General features: G+C 61.1%; 18 protein-coding genes. 11 read left to right on the plus strand and 7 right to left on the minus strand.

The features are described from left to right. Positions 1 to 53: 53 nt before the first annotated feature. Positions 54 to 1253: a multidrug effflux MFS transporter gene (locus ACO07N_RS05375; protein WP_421980036.1), complete on the plus strand. Its 1200-nt coding sequence runs from the start codon at positions 54 to 56 to the stop codon at positions 1251 to 1253. Positions 1254 to 1261: 8 nt separating this feature from the next. Here ACO07N_RS05375 and ACO07N_RS05380 read toward each other — a convergent pair whose 3' ends face one another. Together ACO07N_RS05380 and ACO07N_RS05385 are read right to left on the minus strand one after the other, a co-directional pair. Continuing rightward, positions 1262 to 1765 (minus strand): arsenate reductase ArsC, encoded by a 504-nt coding sequence (locus ACO07N_RS05380; protein ID WP_421980037.1) that lies wholly within the window; start codon positions 1763 to 1765, stop codon positions 1262 to 1264. 22 nt (positions 1766 to 1787) lie between these two features. Beyond that, positions 1788 to 2120 (minus strand): ArsR/SmtB family transcription factor, encoded by a 333-nt coding sequence (locus tag ACO07N_RS05385; RefSeq protein ID WP_421980038.1) that lies wholly within the window; start codon positions 2118 to 2120, stop codon positions 1788 to 1790. Positions 2121 to 2275: 155 nt separating this feature from the next. Here ACO07N_RS05385 and ACO07N_RS05390 point away from each other — a divergent pair, with 155 nt between their 5' ends. From ACO07N_RS05390 to ACO07N_RS05415, 6 genes are all read left to right on the plus strand, one after another. Next, positions 2276 to 3358 (plus strand): pyridoxal-phosphate dependent enzyme, encoded by a 1083-nt coding sequence (locus ACO07N_RS05390; protein WP_421980039.1) that lies wholly within the window; start codon positions 2276 to 2278, stop codon positions 3356 to 3358. Further along, positions 3351 to 4487: a M24 family metallopeptidase gene (locus ACO07N_RS05395; RefSeq protein WP_421980040.1), complete on the plus strand. Its 1137-nt coding sequence runs from the start codon at positions 3351 to 3353 to the stop codon at positions 4485 to 4487. Before ACO07N_RS05390 ends, ACO07N_RS05395 begins: the two co-directional genes overlap by 8 nt. A 38-nt stretch (positions 4488 to 4525) precedes the next feature. Further along, positions 4526 to 5269, plus strand: coding sequence for a maleate cis-trans isomerase family protein (locus ACO07N_RS05400; protein WP_421980041.1), 744 nt, complete (start codon positions 4526 to 4528; stop codon positions 5267 to 5269). Positions 5270 to 5648: 379 nt separating this feature from the next. Further along, positions 5649 to 6683, plus strand: a complete 1035-nt coding sequence (locus tag ACO07N_RS05405) for an aspartate-semialdehyde dehydrogenase (RefSeq protein ID WP_421980042.1) — start codon at positions 5649 to 5651, stop codon at positions 6681 to 6683. A gap of 59 nt (positions 6684 to 6742) precedes the next feature. Continuing rightward, positions 6743 to 7636, plus strand: a complete 894-nt coding sequence (locus ACO07N_RS05410; protein WP_421980043.1) for a DMT family transporter — start codon at positions 6743 to 6745, stop codon at positions 7634 to 7636. A 194-nt stretch (positions 7637 to 7830) separates the two neighbouring features. Further along, entirely contained in the window at positions 7831 to 9549 is a 1719-nt protein-coding gene (locus ACO07N_RS05415; RefSeq protein WP_421980044.1) for a methyl-accepting chemotaxis protein, read from the plus strand. Between the two features lie 61 nt (positions 9550 to 9610). Here ACO07N_RS05415 and ACO07N_RS05420 read toward each other — a convergent pair whose 3' ends face one another. Further along, positions 9611 to 10498, minus strand: coding sequence for a LysR substrate-binding domain-containing protein (locus tag ACO07N_RS05420; RefSeq protein WP_421980045.1), 888 nt, complete (start codon positions 10496 to 10498; stop codon positions 9611 to 9613). Between the two features lie 126 nt (positions 10499 to 10624). Between ACO07N_RS05420 and ACO07N_RS05425 the strand changes: the two genes are divergently transcribed. From ACO07N_RS05425 to ACO07N_RS05440, 4 genes are all read left to right on the plus strand, one after another. Then, positions 10625 to 11665 (plus strand): isopenicillin N synthase family dioxygenase, encoded by a 1041-nt coding sequence (locus ACO07N_RS05425; RefSeq protein WP_421980046.1) that lies wholly within the window; start codon positions 10625 to 10627, stop codon positions 11663 to 11665. Positions 11666 to 11723: 58 nt separating this feature from the next. Further along, positions 11724 to 12845 carry a mandelate racemase/muconate lactonizing enzyme family protein gene (locus tag ACO07N_RS05430; protein ID WP_421980047.1) on the plus strand — a complete coding sequence of 374 codons (1122 nt, stop codon included), beginning with the start codon at positions 11724 to 11726 and terminating at the stop codon, positions 12843 to 12845. A gap of 252 nt (positions 12846 to 13097) precedes the next feature. Next, entirely contained in the window at positions 13098 to 13280 is a 183-nt protein-coding gene (locus tag ACO07N_RS05435) for a type II toxin-antitoxin system HicA family toxin (protein ID WP_421980048.1), read from the plus strand. 12 nt (positions 13281 to 13292) lie between these two features. Beyond that, entirely contained in the window at positions 13293 to 13685 is a 393-nt protein-coding gene (locus tag ACO07N_RS05440; protein WP_421980049.1) for a type II toxin-antitoxin system HicB family antitoxin, read from the plus strand. Between the two features lie 60 nt (positions 13686 to 13745). Here ACO07N_RS05440 and ACO07N_RS05445 read toward each other — a convergent pair whose 3' ends face one another. From ACO07N_RS05445 to ACO07N_RS05460, 4 genes are all read right to left on the minus strand, one after another. Next, positions 13746 to 14405 (minus strand): carbonic anhydrase, encoded by a 660-nt coding sequence (locus ACO07N_RS05445; RefSeq protein ID WP_421980050.1) that lies wholly within the window; start codon positions 14403 to 14405, stop codon positions 13746 to 13748. Positions 14406 to 14538: 133 nt separating this feature from the next. Then, positions 14539 to 14850: a P-II family nitrogen regulator gene (locus ACO07N_RS05450; RefSeq protein ID WP_319384438.1), complete on the minus strand. Its 312-nt coding sequence runs from the start codon at positions 14848 to 14850 to the stop codon at positions 14539 to 14541. A 4-nt stretch (positions 14851 to 14854) separates the two neighbouring features. Then, entirely contained in the window at positions 14855 to 15850 is a 996-nt protein-coding gene (locus ACO07N_RS05455; protein WP_421980051.1) for a sodium-dependent bicarbonate transport family permease, read from the minus strand. Between the two features lie 160 nt (positions 15851 to 16010). Further along, on the minus strand, positions 16011 to 16391 hold the full coding sequence (locus ACO07N_RS05460) for a hypothetical protein (protein ID WP_421980052.1): 381 nt from the start codon (positions 16389 to 16391) through the stop codon (positions 16011 to 16013). Between the last annotated feature and the right edge of the window lie 100 nt (positions 16392 to 16491).

The following is a 16491-nucleotide window of genomic DNA, read 5'->3' on the forward strand; positions in this document are numbered from 1 at the left end:
TCACGCAAAATTTCTTGCGCCGATTGCGCGCAATTCAATCTCGGATAACTCACATGCAGATCGGATTCGTCCGTGCCGCCCTTGTTCTGGGGCTGCTGGCAGCCGTCGGCCCGTTCGCCATAGACCTCTACCTTCCCGCGACGCCGCAGATCGTCAGCGATCTCGGGACGGACGACGCGGGCGCCCACATGACGTTCACCGTCTATTTCATCGCCTTCGGCCTGGCGCAACTCATCTACGGCCCGATCGCGGACTGGATGGGCCGCAGGCCGCCGATCTTCGTCGGACTGACGGTCTTCATCGCCGGATCGGTCATCTGCGCGATGGCAACCGACATCTCCATACTCACGCTCGGGCGTTTCGTCCAGGCTCTCGGAGCGGCAGCGCCGATGGTGATCGTGCGTGCCGTCGTGCGGGATCTGCATACGGGAACGGAAGCGACGCGGCTGATGGCGCTGGTGATGCTGGTGATCAGCATCTCCCCGCTCCTGGCCCCCCTGACCGGAAGCATGATCATCTCCGTGGCCAGCTGGCGCATGATCTTCGGTGCGCTCGGCCTGATCGCCCTGGCCGCGATGATCCTCACCGCCCTGCGCCTTCCCGAGACGCTGCCGCATGACAGGCGGGTGCCGGTCAATCCCGCGGCGCTCCTGCGCAGCTCCATCTTTCTGATGAAAGACTTCAGGTTCATGGGCCTGACGATGATCGGTGGCTTCGCCCTGGCGAGCTTCTTCGTCTTCATCGCCTCCGCGCCGCTCGTCTACATGACGCAGTATGCCCTCTCCCCGACGGAGTTCTCGCTCGTCTTCGCCGTCAACGCTGTTGGATTCTTCGCCGCGTCCCAGTTCGCGGCCGGCCTTGGCCAGAAATACCGCATGGGCCGCGTCGCCTTCTGGGCCGTCTGCGGCTTCGCCCTGGCGACGTCGAGCCTGTTTGCACTTGTCTGGCTGGGCTTCGATGACCTTCCGGTGCTGATGGCGATGTTCTTCCTTGGAAACTCCTGCCTCGGTCTTGTCATCGCGCCGACGATGGTCATGGCGCTCGAAGAACACGGCGAACATGCGGGCATGGCGTCGTCCCTCGGCGGGACGTTCCAGATGGTTGCCGGCGGGGTGATGATCCTGATCTGCAGCCCGTTCTTCGACCGGACGGCATTGCCCCTGGTCGGTGCGGTCGCAGCCTGCGCCCTTATCGCCTTCGTTCTGGCGGTGCTCACGCTCCGCCCGCAACCGGAAGCCAAGGCGCCCGCCTGAAGAAAAAATCAGGCCGGGGCCTTGCTGCCGATTTCGTCGAGCCGTTCCTGCAGTGACAGCTTGTCGAGCGACGACAGCGGCAGGTTGATGAAGATCGAGATGCGATTGTTCAGCATGCGGAACGTGTCACTGAACGCCAGCCGCTTTTCGGATTCGTTGCCATTGACGGAAGCCGGATCCGGAACGCCCCAATGCGCGGACATCGGCTGCCCGGGCCAGACGGGGCAGGTTTCCTTGGCGGCATTGTCACAGACGGTGAAGACGAAATCCATGACCGGTGCAGCCGGATCTGCAAATTCGGACCAGTCCTTTGACCTGAAATCCTCAGTCTTGAAATTCAGCTTCTTCAAGAGCGCCAATGCTTCCGGATGCACGTGACCGGCAGGGTGCGACCCGGCTGAGAACGCCTTGAAACGGCCGCGTCCGTCCCGATTCAGGATCGCCTCCGCAATGATCGAACGCGCCGAATTGCCGGTGCAGAGAAACAGGACATTGTAGGTTTCGCTGGACATCAAAATCTCCCGAAATACGCGATTACTTCCGGCACACGACCGTTTCCATCACCTGGGCACACAGCTCGGGGTGGCCGCCGCAACAATCGGCCATGAGGAAAGTCAGCAGATCCTTCGTTCCATCCAGATCCGCGAAATAACGGATCGAACGCCCGTCGCGCTCGTTTCGAATCAGCCCGGCCTGCAGGAGAATGGACAGATTGGTCGACATGGTGTTCTGGCGAACACCGAGGACTTCTCCGACGTCTCCCGCACTCATGCCCTCCGGACCTGCGTTGATCAGGAGCCGGAACACATCAAGGCGCGTTTTCTGGCTCAGCGCACCAAACGCGCCCAATGCATCATTTATATCCATAATTCATGATATCTTGATGTCTCGGTGTGATGCAAGAGACAAATTCGCTGACGCAACCGGACCCCGATTGTTCAGATTGCGTCATTTCGCAGGGTGCTCTTGTGTTCGGTTGTCCGACCTGCTGATCTGCGCTGACGGACGGAGAAAGAAACTGCATGAAAACACTGGCGAATGCATGGTTCGGCAATGGCCTGGACACAACACCGGAAATCGCTTCAGGTGACATTTCGCGATCATTGGGTCCGGCGCGGAACTTTTTTACGGACGTGACCGGTGTGACGCCGTCTCCGCTGCTGGATCTGCCGGCGCGCGCTGCGGAACTCGGGATTGAAGCTCTTTATATCAAGGACGAACGCAACCGCCTGGGTCTCGGCAGTTTCAAGGCGCTTGGCGCCGCCTATGCGATCGCCAAGCAGGCCTTCGCAAAAATCGAGGCAGGCGCAGCAAAGGATCCGGAGTCTGCACTCAATGGCACAACATTCGTCTGCGCCAGCGCGGGCAATCACGGTCTGTCGCTCGCCGAAGGGGCCCGGATCTTCGGCGCGTCGGCGGTCGTCTTCGTCTCCGAGACGGTTCCAGAGGCTTTTGCGGACCGGTTGAGGGACCGGGGTGCGCAGGTTGTCCGTGCCGGCGCGATCTATGAAGACAGCATGGCCGAGGCCGAACGGCAGGCAAGCGCGAACGGCTGGCAGCTCCTCTCCGACAGCACGTGGCCGGACATGACGGCACCCGGCAGGGACGTTATGGAAGGGTATCTGATCATGGGTGCGGAGATCGAGGAACAGATCCCGGAACCGCCGACCCACGTGTTTCTGCAGGCAGGCGTCGGAGGCCTGGCCGCCGGCTGCGCCTCGAGTGCGCGCACGAGTTGGGGAAACGAGGTCACCATCATCGTCGTGGAGCCGGAAGCAGCCCCTGCCCTTCAGGCGAGCATTGCCGCCGGCAGACCGGTTGTTGCCCCCGGCCCGGTCTCGAACATGGGCCGCCTCGATTGCAAGGAGCCATCCCACCTCGCTCTCAAGTTTCTGGCCCGTGAGGCGAACACCTTCGCCACGATCACGGATGAAGAAGCAGACGGGACCGTGACCTGGCTGAAAGACCATGACCTCGCCACCACGCCGTCCGGCGCAGCCGGGATCGCTGCGCTTCATCACGCCAGGGGCAAATTCGAGGACCTGGGTCTGACCGCGCAGTCGCGGGTGCTCTGTTATCTTTCGGAAGGCCCGGAACATGGCTGAACCGGATTTTCCGGAAACGGAGTTCGAAGAAAGACTGACGCGTGCACAGCGCGCGATGCGGTCAGCGGAGCTCGACGCGCTCTTCTTCACCACCGAGGCAGAGCTGCGGTACTTCACCGGTTTCCGGACGCTGTTCTGGCAGAGCCCGACACGCCCGTGGTTTCTTGTCGTGCCGGTATCTGGAAAACCGATTGCCATCATCCCCCAGATCGGCGCCCACCTGATGGCCGCGACCTGGATCGACGATATCCGAACCTTTGCTGCTCCGCATCCAACCGACGACGGCATTTCACTTTTGGCGGACTGTCTGTCGCGGTTCAGCAGGGTCGGCATGCCGATGGGCCGTGAGAGCACGTTGCGCATGCCGCTTCGCGACTTCCGGGAACTGACCACCCGCCTTTCACATCTGGAATTCGTTGATGCCTCCGATCTGATGCTGCGGCTTCGCATGGTGAAATCCGAACGCGAGATCGCGCTGCTGCGGCAGATCTGCGGGATCGGGTCGGCCGGATTTGCAAACGCCGCAAGACTTTTTCAGGAAGGGCAAACACTGAAAGAGGTCTTTCGCACCTTCCGGATCGAACTGCTGCGTCAAGGCGCCGATGACGTCCCCTACCTTGTCGGAGGCGCGGGACAGGGCGGCTACGGTGACGTCATTTCGCCGCCGACGGACCAGCAACTTGAAAAGGGCGACGTCCTCATGCTGGACACAGGCGCGACGAAAAACGGTTATTTCTGCGATTTCGACCGCAATTTCGCGTTCGGCGTCGCAACAGATGCGGTCCGTGTCGCGCATGAAAAACTTGTTCTGGCCGTCGAGGCGGCCGCGGCCGTCGCCCGGCCAGGCAGGACCTGTGCGGATCTTTTCAGCGCCATGACTGCCGTTCTCGACCAGGACGACGGCGATGTCGGCAGACTGGGCCACGGCCTCGGCATGCAACTGACCGAAATGCCCTCCGTCACGGGCTTTGATACGACCGGACTGCAGGAAAACATGGTCATGACACTGGAGCCGAGCATTGACCTCGGGAACGGAAAGATGATGGTGCATGAAGAAAACATCGTCGTGCGGGACGGGCCGCCCGAGTTTCTCAGCACGCCCGCACCGAAGGAAATACCGGTCATTTAGGGTACGGACCCTAGAGCAAGCACACCGGGAGGAGCACCTTGGAACTGCAATTTGAATGCGACGAAGGCATGGGCTCAAGGGCGGCGCTCGGCCTGATCGTGCTTCAGGCCGACGAGACCATCGAAAAGGAATTCCGCCCGCTCTTCGATCTTGATGACGTGGTGCTCTACCACTCGCGAATCCCGAGCGATCCGGAGGTCAACGAGGAAACGCTGATGCGCATGAAGGCGAGCCTCACGGACACGGCTGCCCTGCTTCCGGGAAACCGGCCTCTCGACGTGATCGGTTACGCCTGCACCTCCGCGTCGACGGTGATCGGCTCCGAGGCGGTCGAAACGGCTATCCGCAAGGCGCATCCGCACGCCCGCGTCACCAATCCGGCCGTGGCGGTCGTCGCGGCGCTGAAGCATCTCGGCGTGACCAGGGTCGGCGTTGTGACACCCTATATTGCCGAAGTCTCGGAAGCCGTCGTTGATCTGCTGCGGAAAGCGGGCCTGGATCCGGTCAGAGTGGGATCGTTCGGACAGTCCGGGGAGGCAACGGTCGCCCGGATCACACCGCAGTCTGTTGAGCAGGCCGTTCAGGCAGTCGGAGGAGACCCCGAAGTGGAGGCAGTGTTCGCCTCCTGCACCAACTTGCGCACCTTTCCGGTCATTGACGCGTGTGAACAAAGACTGGGCAAGCCGGTGATCAGCTCGAACCTGGCCCTTGCCTGGCACATGATGAAGCTGTCGGCTCTGAAAACAGCAGGAGCCGGCCCCGGCAAACTGTTCGAAAGCTGACCCGTCAGCGACAATCTCGGCGTTTGGGCAACAAATCGACCATTCTCTTTCCGATTCGCAGGTTTGCGTGTTGACTTCGCCTGATTTCCGGGCAAAAACACCGCCGTCTCAAGTTTTGACGATTGCGAGCACCCGATGAACCGGCTCCGCGCCGACATTCTGGATATGATGTCCAAGGCACTTGCCAGCGCAACTTTCCTGCGCGGCGAGACCCGTTCGGCTGCCGTAACCGCTTTCAAACGCACAACAAATACAACCAAGACCACCGCTTGACGGTGCCGCTCATCCCGCCTCCCCGGGGATGGGAGGCGCCGAGAGCCGGCCAGCCTTCTTCCGGGCAGCCGGTGAAGCGGGGAGACGGACAAGGACTAGACCGAAAATGGGTTTCAAGATCGCAATTGCAGGCGCCACGGGCAATGTTGGCCGGGAACTGCTGGATATCCTGGAAGAGCGCGGCTTTCCGGCCGATGACGTTGTCGCCCTCGCCTCACGCCGTTCCCAGGGCACGGAAGTGTCCTTTGGCGACAAGACGCTGAAGGTTCAGGCGATGGAGAATTTCGACTTCTCCGACACGGATATCTGCCTGATGTCCGCCGGCGGTTCCGTTTCCAAGGAATGGGCGCCGAGGATTGCCGCCAAGGGCTGTGTCGTGATCGACAATTCCTCGGCCTGGCGTTACGACGCCGACGTGCCGCTGATCGTTCCCGAAGTGAATGCCGATGCCATCACCGGCTTCACCAAGAAGAACATCATTGCCAATCCGAACTGCTCGACGGCGCAATTGGTCGTGGCGCTGAAGCCGCTTCACGAGCATGCGAAGATCAAGCGGATCGTCGTGTCGACCTACCAGGCCGTGTCCGGCACCGGCAAGGAGGCGATGGAAGAACTGTTCAATCAGACCCGCGCCGTCTTCGTCAACGACCCGATCGAGCCGAACAAGTATCCGAAGCGGATCGCCTTCAACGTCATTCCTCACTGCGACGTCTTCATGGAAGACGGCTACACCAAGGAGGAATGGAAAGTTCTGGCGGAAACCAAGAAGATGCTCGACCCGAGCATCAAGGTCACCTGCACGGCTGTCCGCGTTCCGGTCTTTATCGGCCACTCCGAAAGCGTCAACATCGAGTTCGAAAACGAGATTTCCGCCGAGGAGGCACGCAGCATCCTGCGGGAAGCGCCGGGCTGCCTCGTGATCGACAAGCATGAAGACGGCGGCTACATGACGCCGTACGAGGCTGCCGGCGAGGACGCGACTTACATCTCGCGCATCCGCGAAGATGCGACCGTCGAAAACGGCCTGAACATCTGGGTCGTCTCCGACAACCTGCGCAAGGGCGCGGCACTCAACACCATCCAGATTGCCGAAGTCCTCGTGAACCGCGGCCTGATCACTCCGAAAAAAGCCGCCGCGTGATCCCCTTTGGCGGGCGCCGTCCGGCGCCCGCCTGATCCACCCTTTCCGAAAATTCCGTCATGTATCTCTACGAAGCCGCCGCGCTTGGAGCGGCAGCATTGTGGGCGCTGACCGGGCTGCTCTCGGCAGGCCCTGCGCAGCATCTTGGCGCGATCGCCTTCAATTGCACCCGCATGGTCATGGTGACACTGATGCTGTGCATCTGGGTCGTGTTCGCGGGCGGTTGGGACACGATCGGCGGCGAGCACCTCGCACCATTGGTTCTGTCCGGTTTCATCGGCATCTTCGCAGGAGATACCGCCCTCTTCCTGACGCTGAACCGGATGGGTCCGCGCCGGACCGCAATGCTGTTTTCCCTGAATGCGCCGCTCTCCGCGATCCTCGGCTGGCTGGTTCTCGATGAGACCCTGACGGGCATGCAATCCATCGGGATCGTGACCATCTTTGCCGGCGTCCTGCTCGCGATCCGCTTCGGTAAACGCAAGTCCCAGCTGCACAAGTGGGAAAGCATCAAGGGACCTGTCTGGATCGGCGTCGCCCTGGGATTCGCCGCCGCGCTATCGCAGTCGGTCGGCTCACTCATCGCCCGGCCTGTCATGGAAACCGGTGCGGACCCGGTGGCGGCTTCAAGTATCCGGGTCGGTGTCGCTGCCTTCTGCCTGGTGGTTCTCACGCGGCTTCCCTTCAGCTGGGTGAAGCCCGCGGGCCGCTTCACGGTTCCGATCGTCGGTATCATCGCGCTCTCCGGCCTCCTTGGAATGGGCATCGGGATGACACTGATCCTGTTTGCGCTGTCCGGTGGCGAGGTCGGCATCATCGCGACGCTTTCAGCGACGACACCCGCGGTCATGCTGCCGATGATGTGGTGGCGGACCGGTGAATTCCCGGCGCTTGGCGCCTGGGCGGGAGCGCTTCTGGTCGTCGCCGGCAGCGCCCTGCTGTTTGCGTTTTAGCGCAATTTCGCAGAAGCAGACTTCTCTCATTTTTTCGTTTTCATAGTCAGTATTTTTAACGATGACGCATCCATGAAAGTCGACCTGTGCTTTTTCCACAGGCCGTTGAAATTCATGACTCATCGCTGAATACGTTTGCTCAAAATTTACTTTAATTCCGTAGATCCCCTTAGGAGAGGCAAAAGGGGTATTCCATGAAAAATCTATTCGCTCGACTGAGCGTCACGTCGACGCTGGCCATCGTTTCGGCCGGTGTCCTGACAATCTCCATGTTCGTTGTCGGGTTCATCCTGTATCAGGTCGCCCTCGGCCAGGCGCAGACCGCGGCAATCACCAAGCAGGACGTGAACCTGAGGGTGGCCGCGACGATCTTTCAGGACCGCGTGGAGGGGGCCGACGTCACCTGGACCGACACCGGTAACGTGACGCGGATCGAGCTCGCGGAATTCCCCGTTTTCAACGACGATCACAGCATGATCGATTCGATCGGCCGGATGACCGGCGAAACCGCGACCGTTTTCCAGTGGGATCCTGCAAACAAGGATTTCTGGCGCAAGACCACCAACATCATCAAGGGCGACGGCAAGCGGGCCGTCGGGACCCCGCTCGGCAAGAACGGCGCGGTCTATCCGGTGATCATGAGCGGCAAGACCTTCCACGGACAGGCGACGATTCTCGGCAAGGATTATTTCACCGTCTACAAGCCGATCTTCGACCCTCAGGGCAATATCACCGGCATTCTTTATGCCGGGGTCGAGAAAGCCGCGGTGGAAGCCAATGTCTGGGAGCTGATGGGCGACTACACCATGCTGGCGCTGCCCGTGGTCATCATTTCCGTGCTGCTACTGATCTTCGCGATCCGCCGGCAGCTGCGCCCGGTCACCGCGCTTGCCGAAATCACGTCGCAGATCGCGCAGGACAATCTCGACGGCGAAGTTCCGTTCAAGGAGCGGACAGACCAGATCGGCATGCTTGCGCAGGCGGTCAACGGGCTGAAGAACCGGGCAGCGGAACGCATCTCGCTTGCAGCGCAGCAGCGTGAAAACGACTCCGCCACGCTCGATCGCCAGAACACGGTGCAGACCCTGATCGAGGATTTCCGCAACAACGTTTCGAACGTGCTGAGCTCGGTCAACGACACCGTCCAAGACCTCGGCGGCACCGCCGGCCGGTTGTCCGACCTGTCCGGCCAGAGCGCATCCGGAGCGATCGAGACCCTCAATTCGGCGGACGACGCGACCTCGAGCGTGCAGACCGTTGCAAGTGCCGCGGAAGAACTGTCGGCCTCCATCGGTGAAATCTCGCGTCAGGTCGCACAAACGACGGAAGTCGTGAGCCGCGCAACCGAAGGCACGCGCGTCACCAACGAGAAGGTCGAGGGACTGGCGTCGTCCGCCTCCAAGATCGGTGAGGTCGTCACCCTCATTCAGGCCATCGCCGAACAGACCAACCTGCTGGCGCTCAATGCGACCATTGAGGCAGCCCGCGCCGGCGAGGCCGGCAAGGGCTTCGCGGTTGTCGCCGCGGAGGTGAAGGAACTGGCCACGCAAACCTCGAAGGCAACGGAAGAAATCGGTGCGCAGATCACGGCAATCCAGGACGCCACCAAGGAATCCGTCAGCGCGATTGCGGAAATCACCACGATCATGGAGGAGGTCAACTCCTACACCAGCACCATTGCCGCCGCAGTGAACGAGCAGGGCTCCGCGACCGGGGAGATTTCCCAGAACGCGCAGAAAGCCGCCGAAGGAACGACCTTCGTTTCCTCGCGCATGTCCGAACTATCGGGCACCGTCAACGAGACGTCCGAATCGTCACAATCGGTTCTGGATGCCTCCGAGATGCTCAACGCGCGCACGGAGGAACTGAAGCAGGAAGTCGAAACATTCCTGCGCAACGTGGCTGCTGCCTGAAGATATCTTTTAGGACAAATCCTGCACGGGGGCGTTTCGCCCCCGTGTTTTTTTTGATTTTTCAATCGCCGGAGACGTCGGCCAGCCACTTGAACACGAGCTTTGCCTGTTCGGAGGCGTGCGGATGCAGCTTGACGAAATAGACGCGCGGCGACGACACCGTTTCAGGCAGCAGCTTCTCCAGCCTGCCGCTTTCCACGAAGGAGCGGGTCAGTCCCTCCCAGCCCAGAACCGCGCCCATGTCGTCCTGTGCCGCCTGCAGGGCGATGACATAGTTGTTCACCCGATGCGCGTTGCGCAACGCACCGCGATATCCGAGCGCGGCAAACCAGTCCTGCCAGTCCGTCCAGTCGGTCCCCGCCGAATCCAGGTGGATCAGCGGAAGCGCGGCAAGATCCTCGATCGTTTCCATCCGGTTCTGTTCGGCAAAGCGCGGACTTCCCAAAGCAGAGATCCGGTCGTGGAACAGCGCCCGGCACGATCCCGTTTCCTGCGACATGTCCCCATAGTGAATGCTCAGGTCGCAGTCGCCGCCGCCCTGGCCGGTGTCGCTGACAATCTGCGAGACGGAAATGTGCGGGTGTGACTTCCAGAACTGCGCAAGGCGCGGCGTCAGCCAGAGCGCGCTCATCGCGGTGGTGGCACCCACGGTTACCGACGCTCTTGAGACCCTGGCGCGCAACTGGTCGAGCGCATCGCCGATTTCCTCAAAACCCCGTTGAAGCGCGACGAACAGATAGGCGCCGATCTCCGTCAGTTCCACGCCCCTGTGGTGCCGGTGGAAAAGCGCGCATTTGAGGTCCTGTTCAAGCGATTTCACCTGGTGGCTGACAGCGGCCGGCGTAACGTTCAACTCGGCTGCGGCGGCCTTGAAACTGACATGGCGCGCAGCGGCCTCGAAGCTCAAAAGCGCATTCAACGGCGGCAGGTCATAGGGGCGTTTTGGCAAATCGACCTCATGCAGAGCCTATTCAAAGTGGTTTCATCGTATGACTTGGCCGCCTCTATTGCATTACTTTTTCTAAGCCAGAGGAAAAATTTTTGACGTTGCCAGGAAGGGCATTCCCGGAAAACCATGACGAAGCTCACGCGTGACCCGTCAGGAAACCAGATGCCGAACGACCAGATAGCCAAGCTCGACGATGCCTTGCATGCCAAACGCCAGTCCTTCGACAAGATACCGGTTGTCGATCTCGCGCCTCTTCTGGACGGCAGCGACCCGGACAAGGTTGCCGGCGAGATCAACTGGGCGCTCGCCAATGCCGGTTTCATGTACGTGAAAAACCACGGCATCGCCGACGAGGTGGTCGAAAACGCCTTTGACCAGACCAGGGCCTTTTTCGATTTGCCGGAAGCCGAAAAGATGGCCCTGCACGTATCCCGCTCAGGTCAGACACTACGCGGCTATATCGAACCCTTCGGCGAAAACACCGACCCGGAAAAGACCAGGGACCTGAAGGAGTGTTTCGACCTCGGTCCTGAATCAGAACCGGACTGCCCTTTCTTCGGGCCGAACCTCTGGCCGGACGAAACACGGCTGCCGGGCTTTCGCGCGGCGGTCTACCACTACCACGAAGAGATGAAGCGCCTTTCCATGACGATCCTGTCCGGGATCGCGCGGAGCCTCGATCTTGCCCCCGACTACTTCGAGGCCAAGCTGAAGAAGCCGATCAGCATTCAGCGTCTCCTGCATTACCCGCCGCAGACCGGCATCGTCGATGAAAGCATCATCGGCATCGGCGCGCATACGGACTACGGCAATCTGACGATCCTGGCGCAGGACGATGTCGGCGGCCTGCAGGTCCTGAACCGGGACGGGCAATGGGTCGAGGGCACGCCGATCCCGGGAACGTTCGTCATCAATATCGGCGATCTGCTGCAGCGGCTGACCAACGACCGCTACCTCGCCAACCTGCACCGCGTGGTCAACACCAGCGGGCGCGAACGCTATTCCATCCCGTTTTTCATCGACGCCGACTACGACGCCGAATTCGCGCCACTCGCCTCCTGCATCGACGCGGACAATCCGGCCCGCTACGAAGCCGTGACCTGCGGCGCGCACAAATACGGCCGTTTTGTTGACAGCTACCCCCATCTTCAGAAGATACCGGCCTGACGTCATTCCGGAAATTGCGCCTGCATCCGGCGCACCCTTTCGCAGACCCGGGGCAGTGATGAAAATCGAACGTATCGACCTCTATCAGGCGGACCTGCCCTATGCCGGCGGCACCTACACGCTTTCGGGCGAACGCGAATTTCAGGTTTTCGATGCCAGCATCGTGCGCATGGAAACCGCCTGCGGCCTGGAAGGCTGGGGCGAAAGCACGCCGTTCGGATCAAGCTATATCGCCGCTCACGCCCAGGGTGTGCGTGCCGGCATTGCCGAGATCGCCCCGCACCTCATAGGCAGGGATTCGAGGCAGGTGGAGCGGCTCTACGACGCCATGGACGAAGCTCTTGCCGGTCACCTTCACGCGAAGACCGCGCTTGATGTCGCCGCCTGGGACATTCTCGGCAAGGCTGCGGACATGCCCTGCTGGATGCTATTGGGCGGCTCCACTTGTCAACGCATGCCGGTGATATCGTCGATCCCGGCCGATACGCCGGAAAAGATGCGGCGGAACGTTTCGAGGCATCGTGAACGGGGATATCTCGGGCACTCGGTCAAGATAGGTGCCCTGGACAGCGACGGCGGACCTGCGCTGGATGCGGCGCGGATCGAGGCGTCGCTGGCGGACCGGCAAGCGGGCGAGTTCTTTCTGGTAGATGCGAACGGTGGCCTCACACCGGAAACTGCACTCAGGCTGCTGACCCTCCTGCCGGCCGGTCTCGACTTTGTGCTGGAAGCGCCTTGTGCGACCTGGCGCGAAACACTGTCGCTCCGCACCCGCTGCCGGGTCCCGATCATGCTCGACGAACTCATGCAGGCCGATGCGGACCTTGCCCAGGCCATCGCGCTGGATGCCTGCGACGGCATCGGCCTCAAGATTTCCAAGGCGGGCGGCCTTACGCCCGGCCGGCGCCAGAGAGACATGGCCAGGGCGGCGGGCCTGACGCTCAGCGTCCAGGATACGGTCGGCTCCACGATCGCGTTTGCCGCGATCGCGCATCTCGGTCAGACGGTTCCGGAAAGACACCTCAGATGCATTCTCGACTGCCGCGACATGGTCACAAGGCAGCTCGCGGAATTCGACGCGCCCATCGCGAATGGCGGTGTGCTTGCACCGGATGCACCCGGCCTCGGATTGACCGTCGACCGCGCCGCGCTTGGCGATCCGGTCGCAAGCTGGACGTAGATCACCTCACGCTCTGTCAGTTTGCGTTAGAGAAGACCCTCAGTCATCGGCTCCGCGAGCCACGCGAAAGTCAGTTTCCCGGCAAAGGTTTCAATGTCGCCGCACATCTCCAGATGCGCATTTCGCAGGGCATCCCTTGTTCATAGCGGCAAGATCAAGGTGTAAACAACATGCGCATAATAGTGCGCATTACTTGCTTGCAGAACATCATGGCCATGCGTATTTATATACGCATTGACTGAGAGAACAGAGATGGAAACCAACAGCCGCAAGATCATCAAAAAGCTGGAAACGGACGGCTTTGAATTGGTCAAGGTCGTTGGCTCGCATCACAAATTCCGGAAAGGCGCACGGATAGTTACCGTGCCACATCCAAAGAAGGACCTGCCTATCGGGACGGTGCGTTCCATCTACAAGCAAGCTGGCTGGCTTTGAAGGGAGAATGAAATGAAACTCTTTTTTGCGCTGGTTCACCAGGACGAGGGCAGCGCCTATGGCATCCAGTTTCCAGACGTACCCGGCTGTTTTTCCGCAGCCGATGAACTGGACGATCTGAGCCGCAATGCAACCGAAGCTCTTGCCCTTCACCTTGAAGGCGAACTCGTGCCCGAGGCTCGTAGTCTGTCGAACATCATGGCAGACGCGGAAGTAGCGAAAGAGCTCGCCACTGGCGCTTTCCTGGTCGCCGTGCCTTTTGTCATGCTGACCGGTCGCAGCCAGCGGGTTAACGTCACGATGGACGCCGGATTGATCGACGCGATCGACACGACCGCGAAAGATCGCGGTCTGACCCGCTCTGCCTATCTGGCCGACCTCGCCCGGCGTGATATCTCCGGCTGAGCGTCCGGCCCCGGAACAATGTGGCCCGGGTCAATCTGCATTGAACACTCCCGTCGATCGTCAGCTGCCGGCGGGCAGCGCGTCCGGCAGGGCGGCGTCAAATCTTTCGGTTTCTGGATCCATCAGCCGAAGCTCTCCGGAGCCGATGTCGAACCAGGCGCCGTGCAGCAGCAGGCCGCCATCCGCGACTGCCCTTTCGATGAACGGAAAGGTGAGCAGGTTCTTGAGCGAATGCCGGATCCCGGCATATTCCATTGCAAGCTGCGGATCGTCGGCCTTGTCGATCGGCATGCAGGCCATGGCGATTGCGGCCGGCTCCAGAAGCTTGATCCAGCGGCCGATGAACTCACCGGTGGCCATCGGCTCGTTGGCGTGTTCGCGGAACGCCTTCACCCCGCCGCACTGGCCGTGCCCCATGACGACGATATGCCCGACCTTCAGGCCGTTGACCGCAAACTCGATCGCCGCGCTTGTGCCGTGCTGGCCCTCGGTTTCCTCATAGGGCGGCACGAGATTGGCAACGTTGCGGATGACGAACAGTTCCCCCGGACCGGCGTGAAAGATACCTTCCGGCGTGACGCGGCTGTCGCAGCAGGAAATCACCAGGACGTCTGGTTTCTGACCGTAGACCGCAAGGCGCTCATGCGTTTCCTTGTAGCGGACGAAGCCCTTGCTCAGGTAGCGGCCATAGCCTTCCAGAAGGGGTGCGGGAAAAGTCAACGAATTAGCCTCCTGAACTGCAAACAGGTCTTGCCGCCTGTCAGGAGGTTCTTATCACTTGGGCCTGCGAATGCAAATTGCCCGAAACGGCTTAGGGTACAGACCCATAAATGAAGCCGATACGGTCCGTGCCCTAGAAACGTTCCGCGCGCAGCACCGAACAGTCCGAAACGGTCACGACGCCGATATGGCGCTCGACCACCTCGAAAGCCGCCTGAAGCAGCTCGTCCAGCCGCTCGGGGCGGATGATGCAGATGATGGCGACCATGCCTCCGGCGCGCGAGACCTGGCCTTCACGGCTCCACCTTCCGGACCGGCCGCTGCCGCCCATCACCGGCAGGATCGTGTATCCGGTGACGCCGGCCTCGTCGAGTGTGTCTGTCAACCGGGTTTCCATCGGTGCTTCGATGATGATTTCCACCCGTTTCGCGTTCTTCATCTCCATGGGCTTAACCTCCCGTAGCCTGGGCGATGCTCAAGTAAAGCGGTATTCCGAGCGTCAGATTGAACGGGAACGTGATCCCGAGCGACATTGTCAGATAGATCGAGGGATTGGCTTCCGGCAACGCAACCCGCATGGCGGCCGGAACCGCGATATAGGATGCCGACGCACTCAGGGTCATGAGCAGCATGGTTCCTCCCACGGACAGACCGATGAGGCTGCCCGCCGCAAGACCGGCAACCGCTCCGATCATCGGCATCAGGACACCGAAGAGGATCAGCCCCGGCCTGAGCAGTCCCGCACTGCTGCGCAGGCCGCGCCCGGCAACCAGTCCCATGTCGAGCAGGAACAGGCACAGGACCCCCTTGAAGGGAGAAACGATGAAACTTTCTATCTCCGACAGGCCTTTCGGACCGGACAGGAAACCGATGAAGAACGATCCGACCAGCAGGACGATCGACCCGTTGAGGAGAATTTCACGCAACAGGCCTTTTGATCCCTTTGCGCGCTCCGCATTGGTGTCCGGTGAGGAAAACTTGGCGGCCAGCCAGAGTGCGGACAGGATCGCCGGCGCTTCCATGGCGGCCGCGACGGCAACGAGATAGCCCTCGCTGGCGATCCCCTGGCTTTGCAGGACCGAGGTCGCCGCAACGAATGTGACGATCGATATCGAGCCGTAGTGCCCGGCCACGGCCGCCGCATCGACCGTCCCGAGGCGCGTCATCACCCTCAGCAGCCCGAAGGCGGTGAAGGGGATCGCGAATGACAGGATCAGGCCGGCGACGAGCGCGAGCAGAAGCGTGGAATCGACGCCATGCGCGCTGACGCTGACACCCCCCTTGAAGCCGATGGCAAACAGCAGGTAGATTGAAAGTGCCTTGGCCGCCGCCTCCGGCACCGACAGGTCCGAGCGTACCAGCGCCGCGCCGAGGCCGAGCGCAAAAAAGAGGATGATCGGCGACAGCAGGTTTTCCGCCGCCAATGAGAGAATTGTGTCTGCCAAGACCGTTTTGCCCTTAACCCACGCGCATCCCGCCGATTTTCAGCTTGCAGCGGAATACGTAACAATACGTATTCGGGCGGATATGGGACATTCCGGCAGGCGGTTCAAGCAAAATCGGCTGCCGAGGCCGCGGTTTTACGACAACCTTCCCCTCGGCATGTCAGGTCGCCACGTTTATCTCGTGTCGCTCTTCCGTCTCGCCGTGATCTTCGTAGGCGTGGCGGATATTGTCCGGCCCGATCCCTTGCTGGGCGCCCCGGAGCGGGTGCACCGGTCCGTGTTCGACGCGCGGTTCAAGGGCCTGCAACGCAGCCGCACGATAGGCAGCCACTCCGTCGAGCGCGTGGTTTTCCAGGTGATGTGCATCAATGAGAACAGCCGGCTCGTCCGTGGAGTAACCGGTGTCGCTGTCGTGTCGCTGCGCGCCGTTACGCTTGCCTCTGCGGTCATAACCGGTGCCGTCACCGTCCCTGTCCGCAGGATACTCTGTCGCATGCGCCACGACCTGGGCCGATTGCGGCCTTTCGATCGTCGTCGCCATTCCGGCCTCCTGGCCATCAGAGAATCCCGCCTTCTGGCGGGACTTCCCTCATGATCTCAAGGAAGAATTAACAAATCTTTACGATCCGTTAACCGCTTGC

This window comes from Roseibium sp. (assembly GCF_965229775.1).
Lineage (GTDB): Bacteria > Pseudomonadota > Alphaproteobacteria > Rhizobiales > Stappiaceae > Roseibium.

What these genes read in the sequence shown, in the direction of transcription:
- ACO07N_RS05375 (WP_421980036.1), top strand. Translation starts at nt 54, where the DNA reads ATGCAGATCGGATTCGTCCGTGCCGCCCTTGTTCTGGGGCTGCTGGCA.
- ACO07N_RS05380 (WP_421980037.1), bottom strand. Translation starts at nt 1,765, where the DNA reads ATGTCCAGCGAAACCTACAATGTCCTGTTTCTCTGCACCGGCAATTCG.
- ACO07N_RS05385 (WP_421980038.1), bottom strand. Translation starts at nt 2,120, where the DNA reads ATGGATATAAATGATGCATTGGGCGCGTTTGGTGCGCTGAGCCAGAAA.
- ACO07N_RS05390 (WP_421980039.1), top strand. Translation starts at nt 2,276, where the DNA reads ATGAAAACACTGGCGAATGCATGGTTCGGCAATGGCCTGGACACAACA.
- ACO07N_RS05395 (WP_421980040.1), top strand. Translation starts at nt 3,351, where the DNA reads ATGGCTGAACCGGATTTTCCGGAAACGGAGTTCGAAGAAAGACTGACG.
- ACO07N_RS05405 (WP_421980042.1), top strand. Translation starts at nt 5,649, where the DNA reads ATGGGTTTCAAGATCGCAATTGCAGGCGCCACGGGCAATGTTGGCCGG.
- ACO07N_RS05410 (WP_421980043.1), top strand. Translation starts at nt 6,743, where the DNA reads ATGTATCTCTACGAAGCCGCCGCGCTTGGAGCGGCAGCATTGTGGGCG.
- ACO07N_RS05415 (WP_421980044.1), top strand. Translation starts at nt 7,831, where the DNA reads ATGAAAAATCTATTCGCTCGACTGAGCGTCACGTCGACGCTGGCCATC.
- ACO07N_RS05425 (WP_421980046.1), top strand. Translation starts at nt 10,625, where the DNA reads ATGACGAAGCTCACGCGTGACCCGTCAGGAAACCAGATGCCGAACGAC.
- ACO07N_RS05430 (WP_421980047.1), top strand. Translation starts at nt 11,724, where the DNA reads ATGAAAATCGAACGTATCGACCTCTATCAGGCGGACCTGCCCTATGCC.
- ACO07N_RS05435 (WP_421980048.1), top strand. Translation starts at nt 13,098, where the DNA reads ATGGAAACCAACAGCCGCAAGATCATCAAAAAGCTGGAAACGGACGGC.
- ACO07N_RS05440 (WP_421980049.1), top strand. Translation starts at nt 13,293, where the DNA reads ATGAAACTCTTTTTTGCGCTGGTTCACCAGGACGAGGGCAGCGCCTAT.
- ACO07N_RS05450 (WP_319384438.1), bottom strand. Translation starts at nt 14,850, where the DNA reads ATGGAGATGAAGAACGCGAAACGGGTGGAAATCATCATCGAAGCACCG.
- ACO07N_RS05460 (WP_421980052.1), bottom strand. Translation starts at nt 16,391, where the DNA reads ATGGCGACGACGATCGAAAGGCCGCAATCGGCCCAGGTCGTGGCGCAT.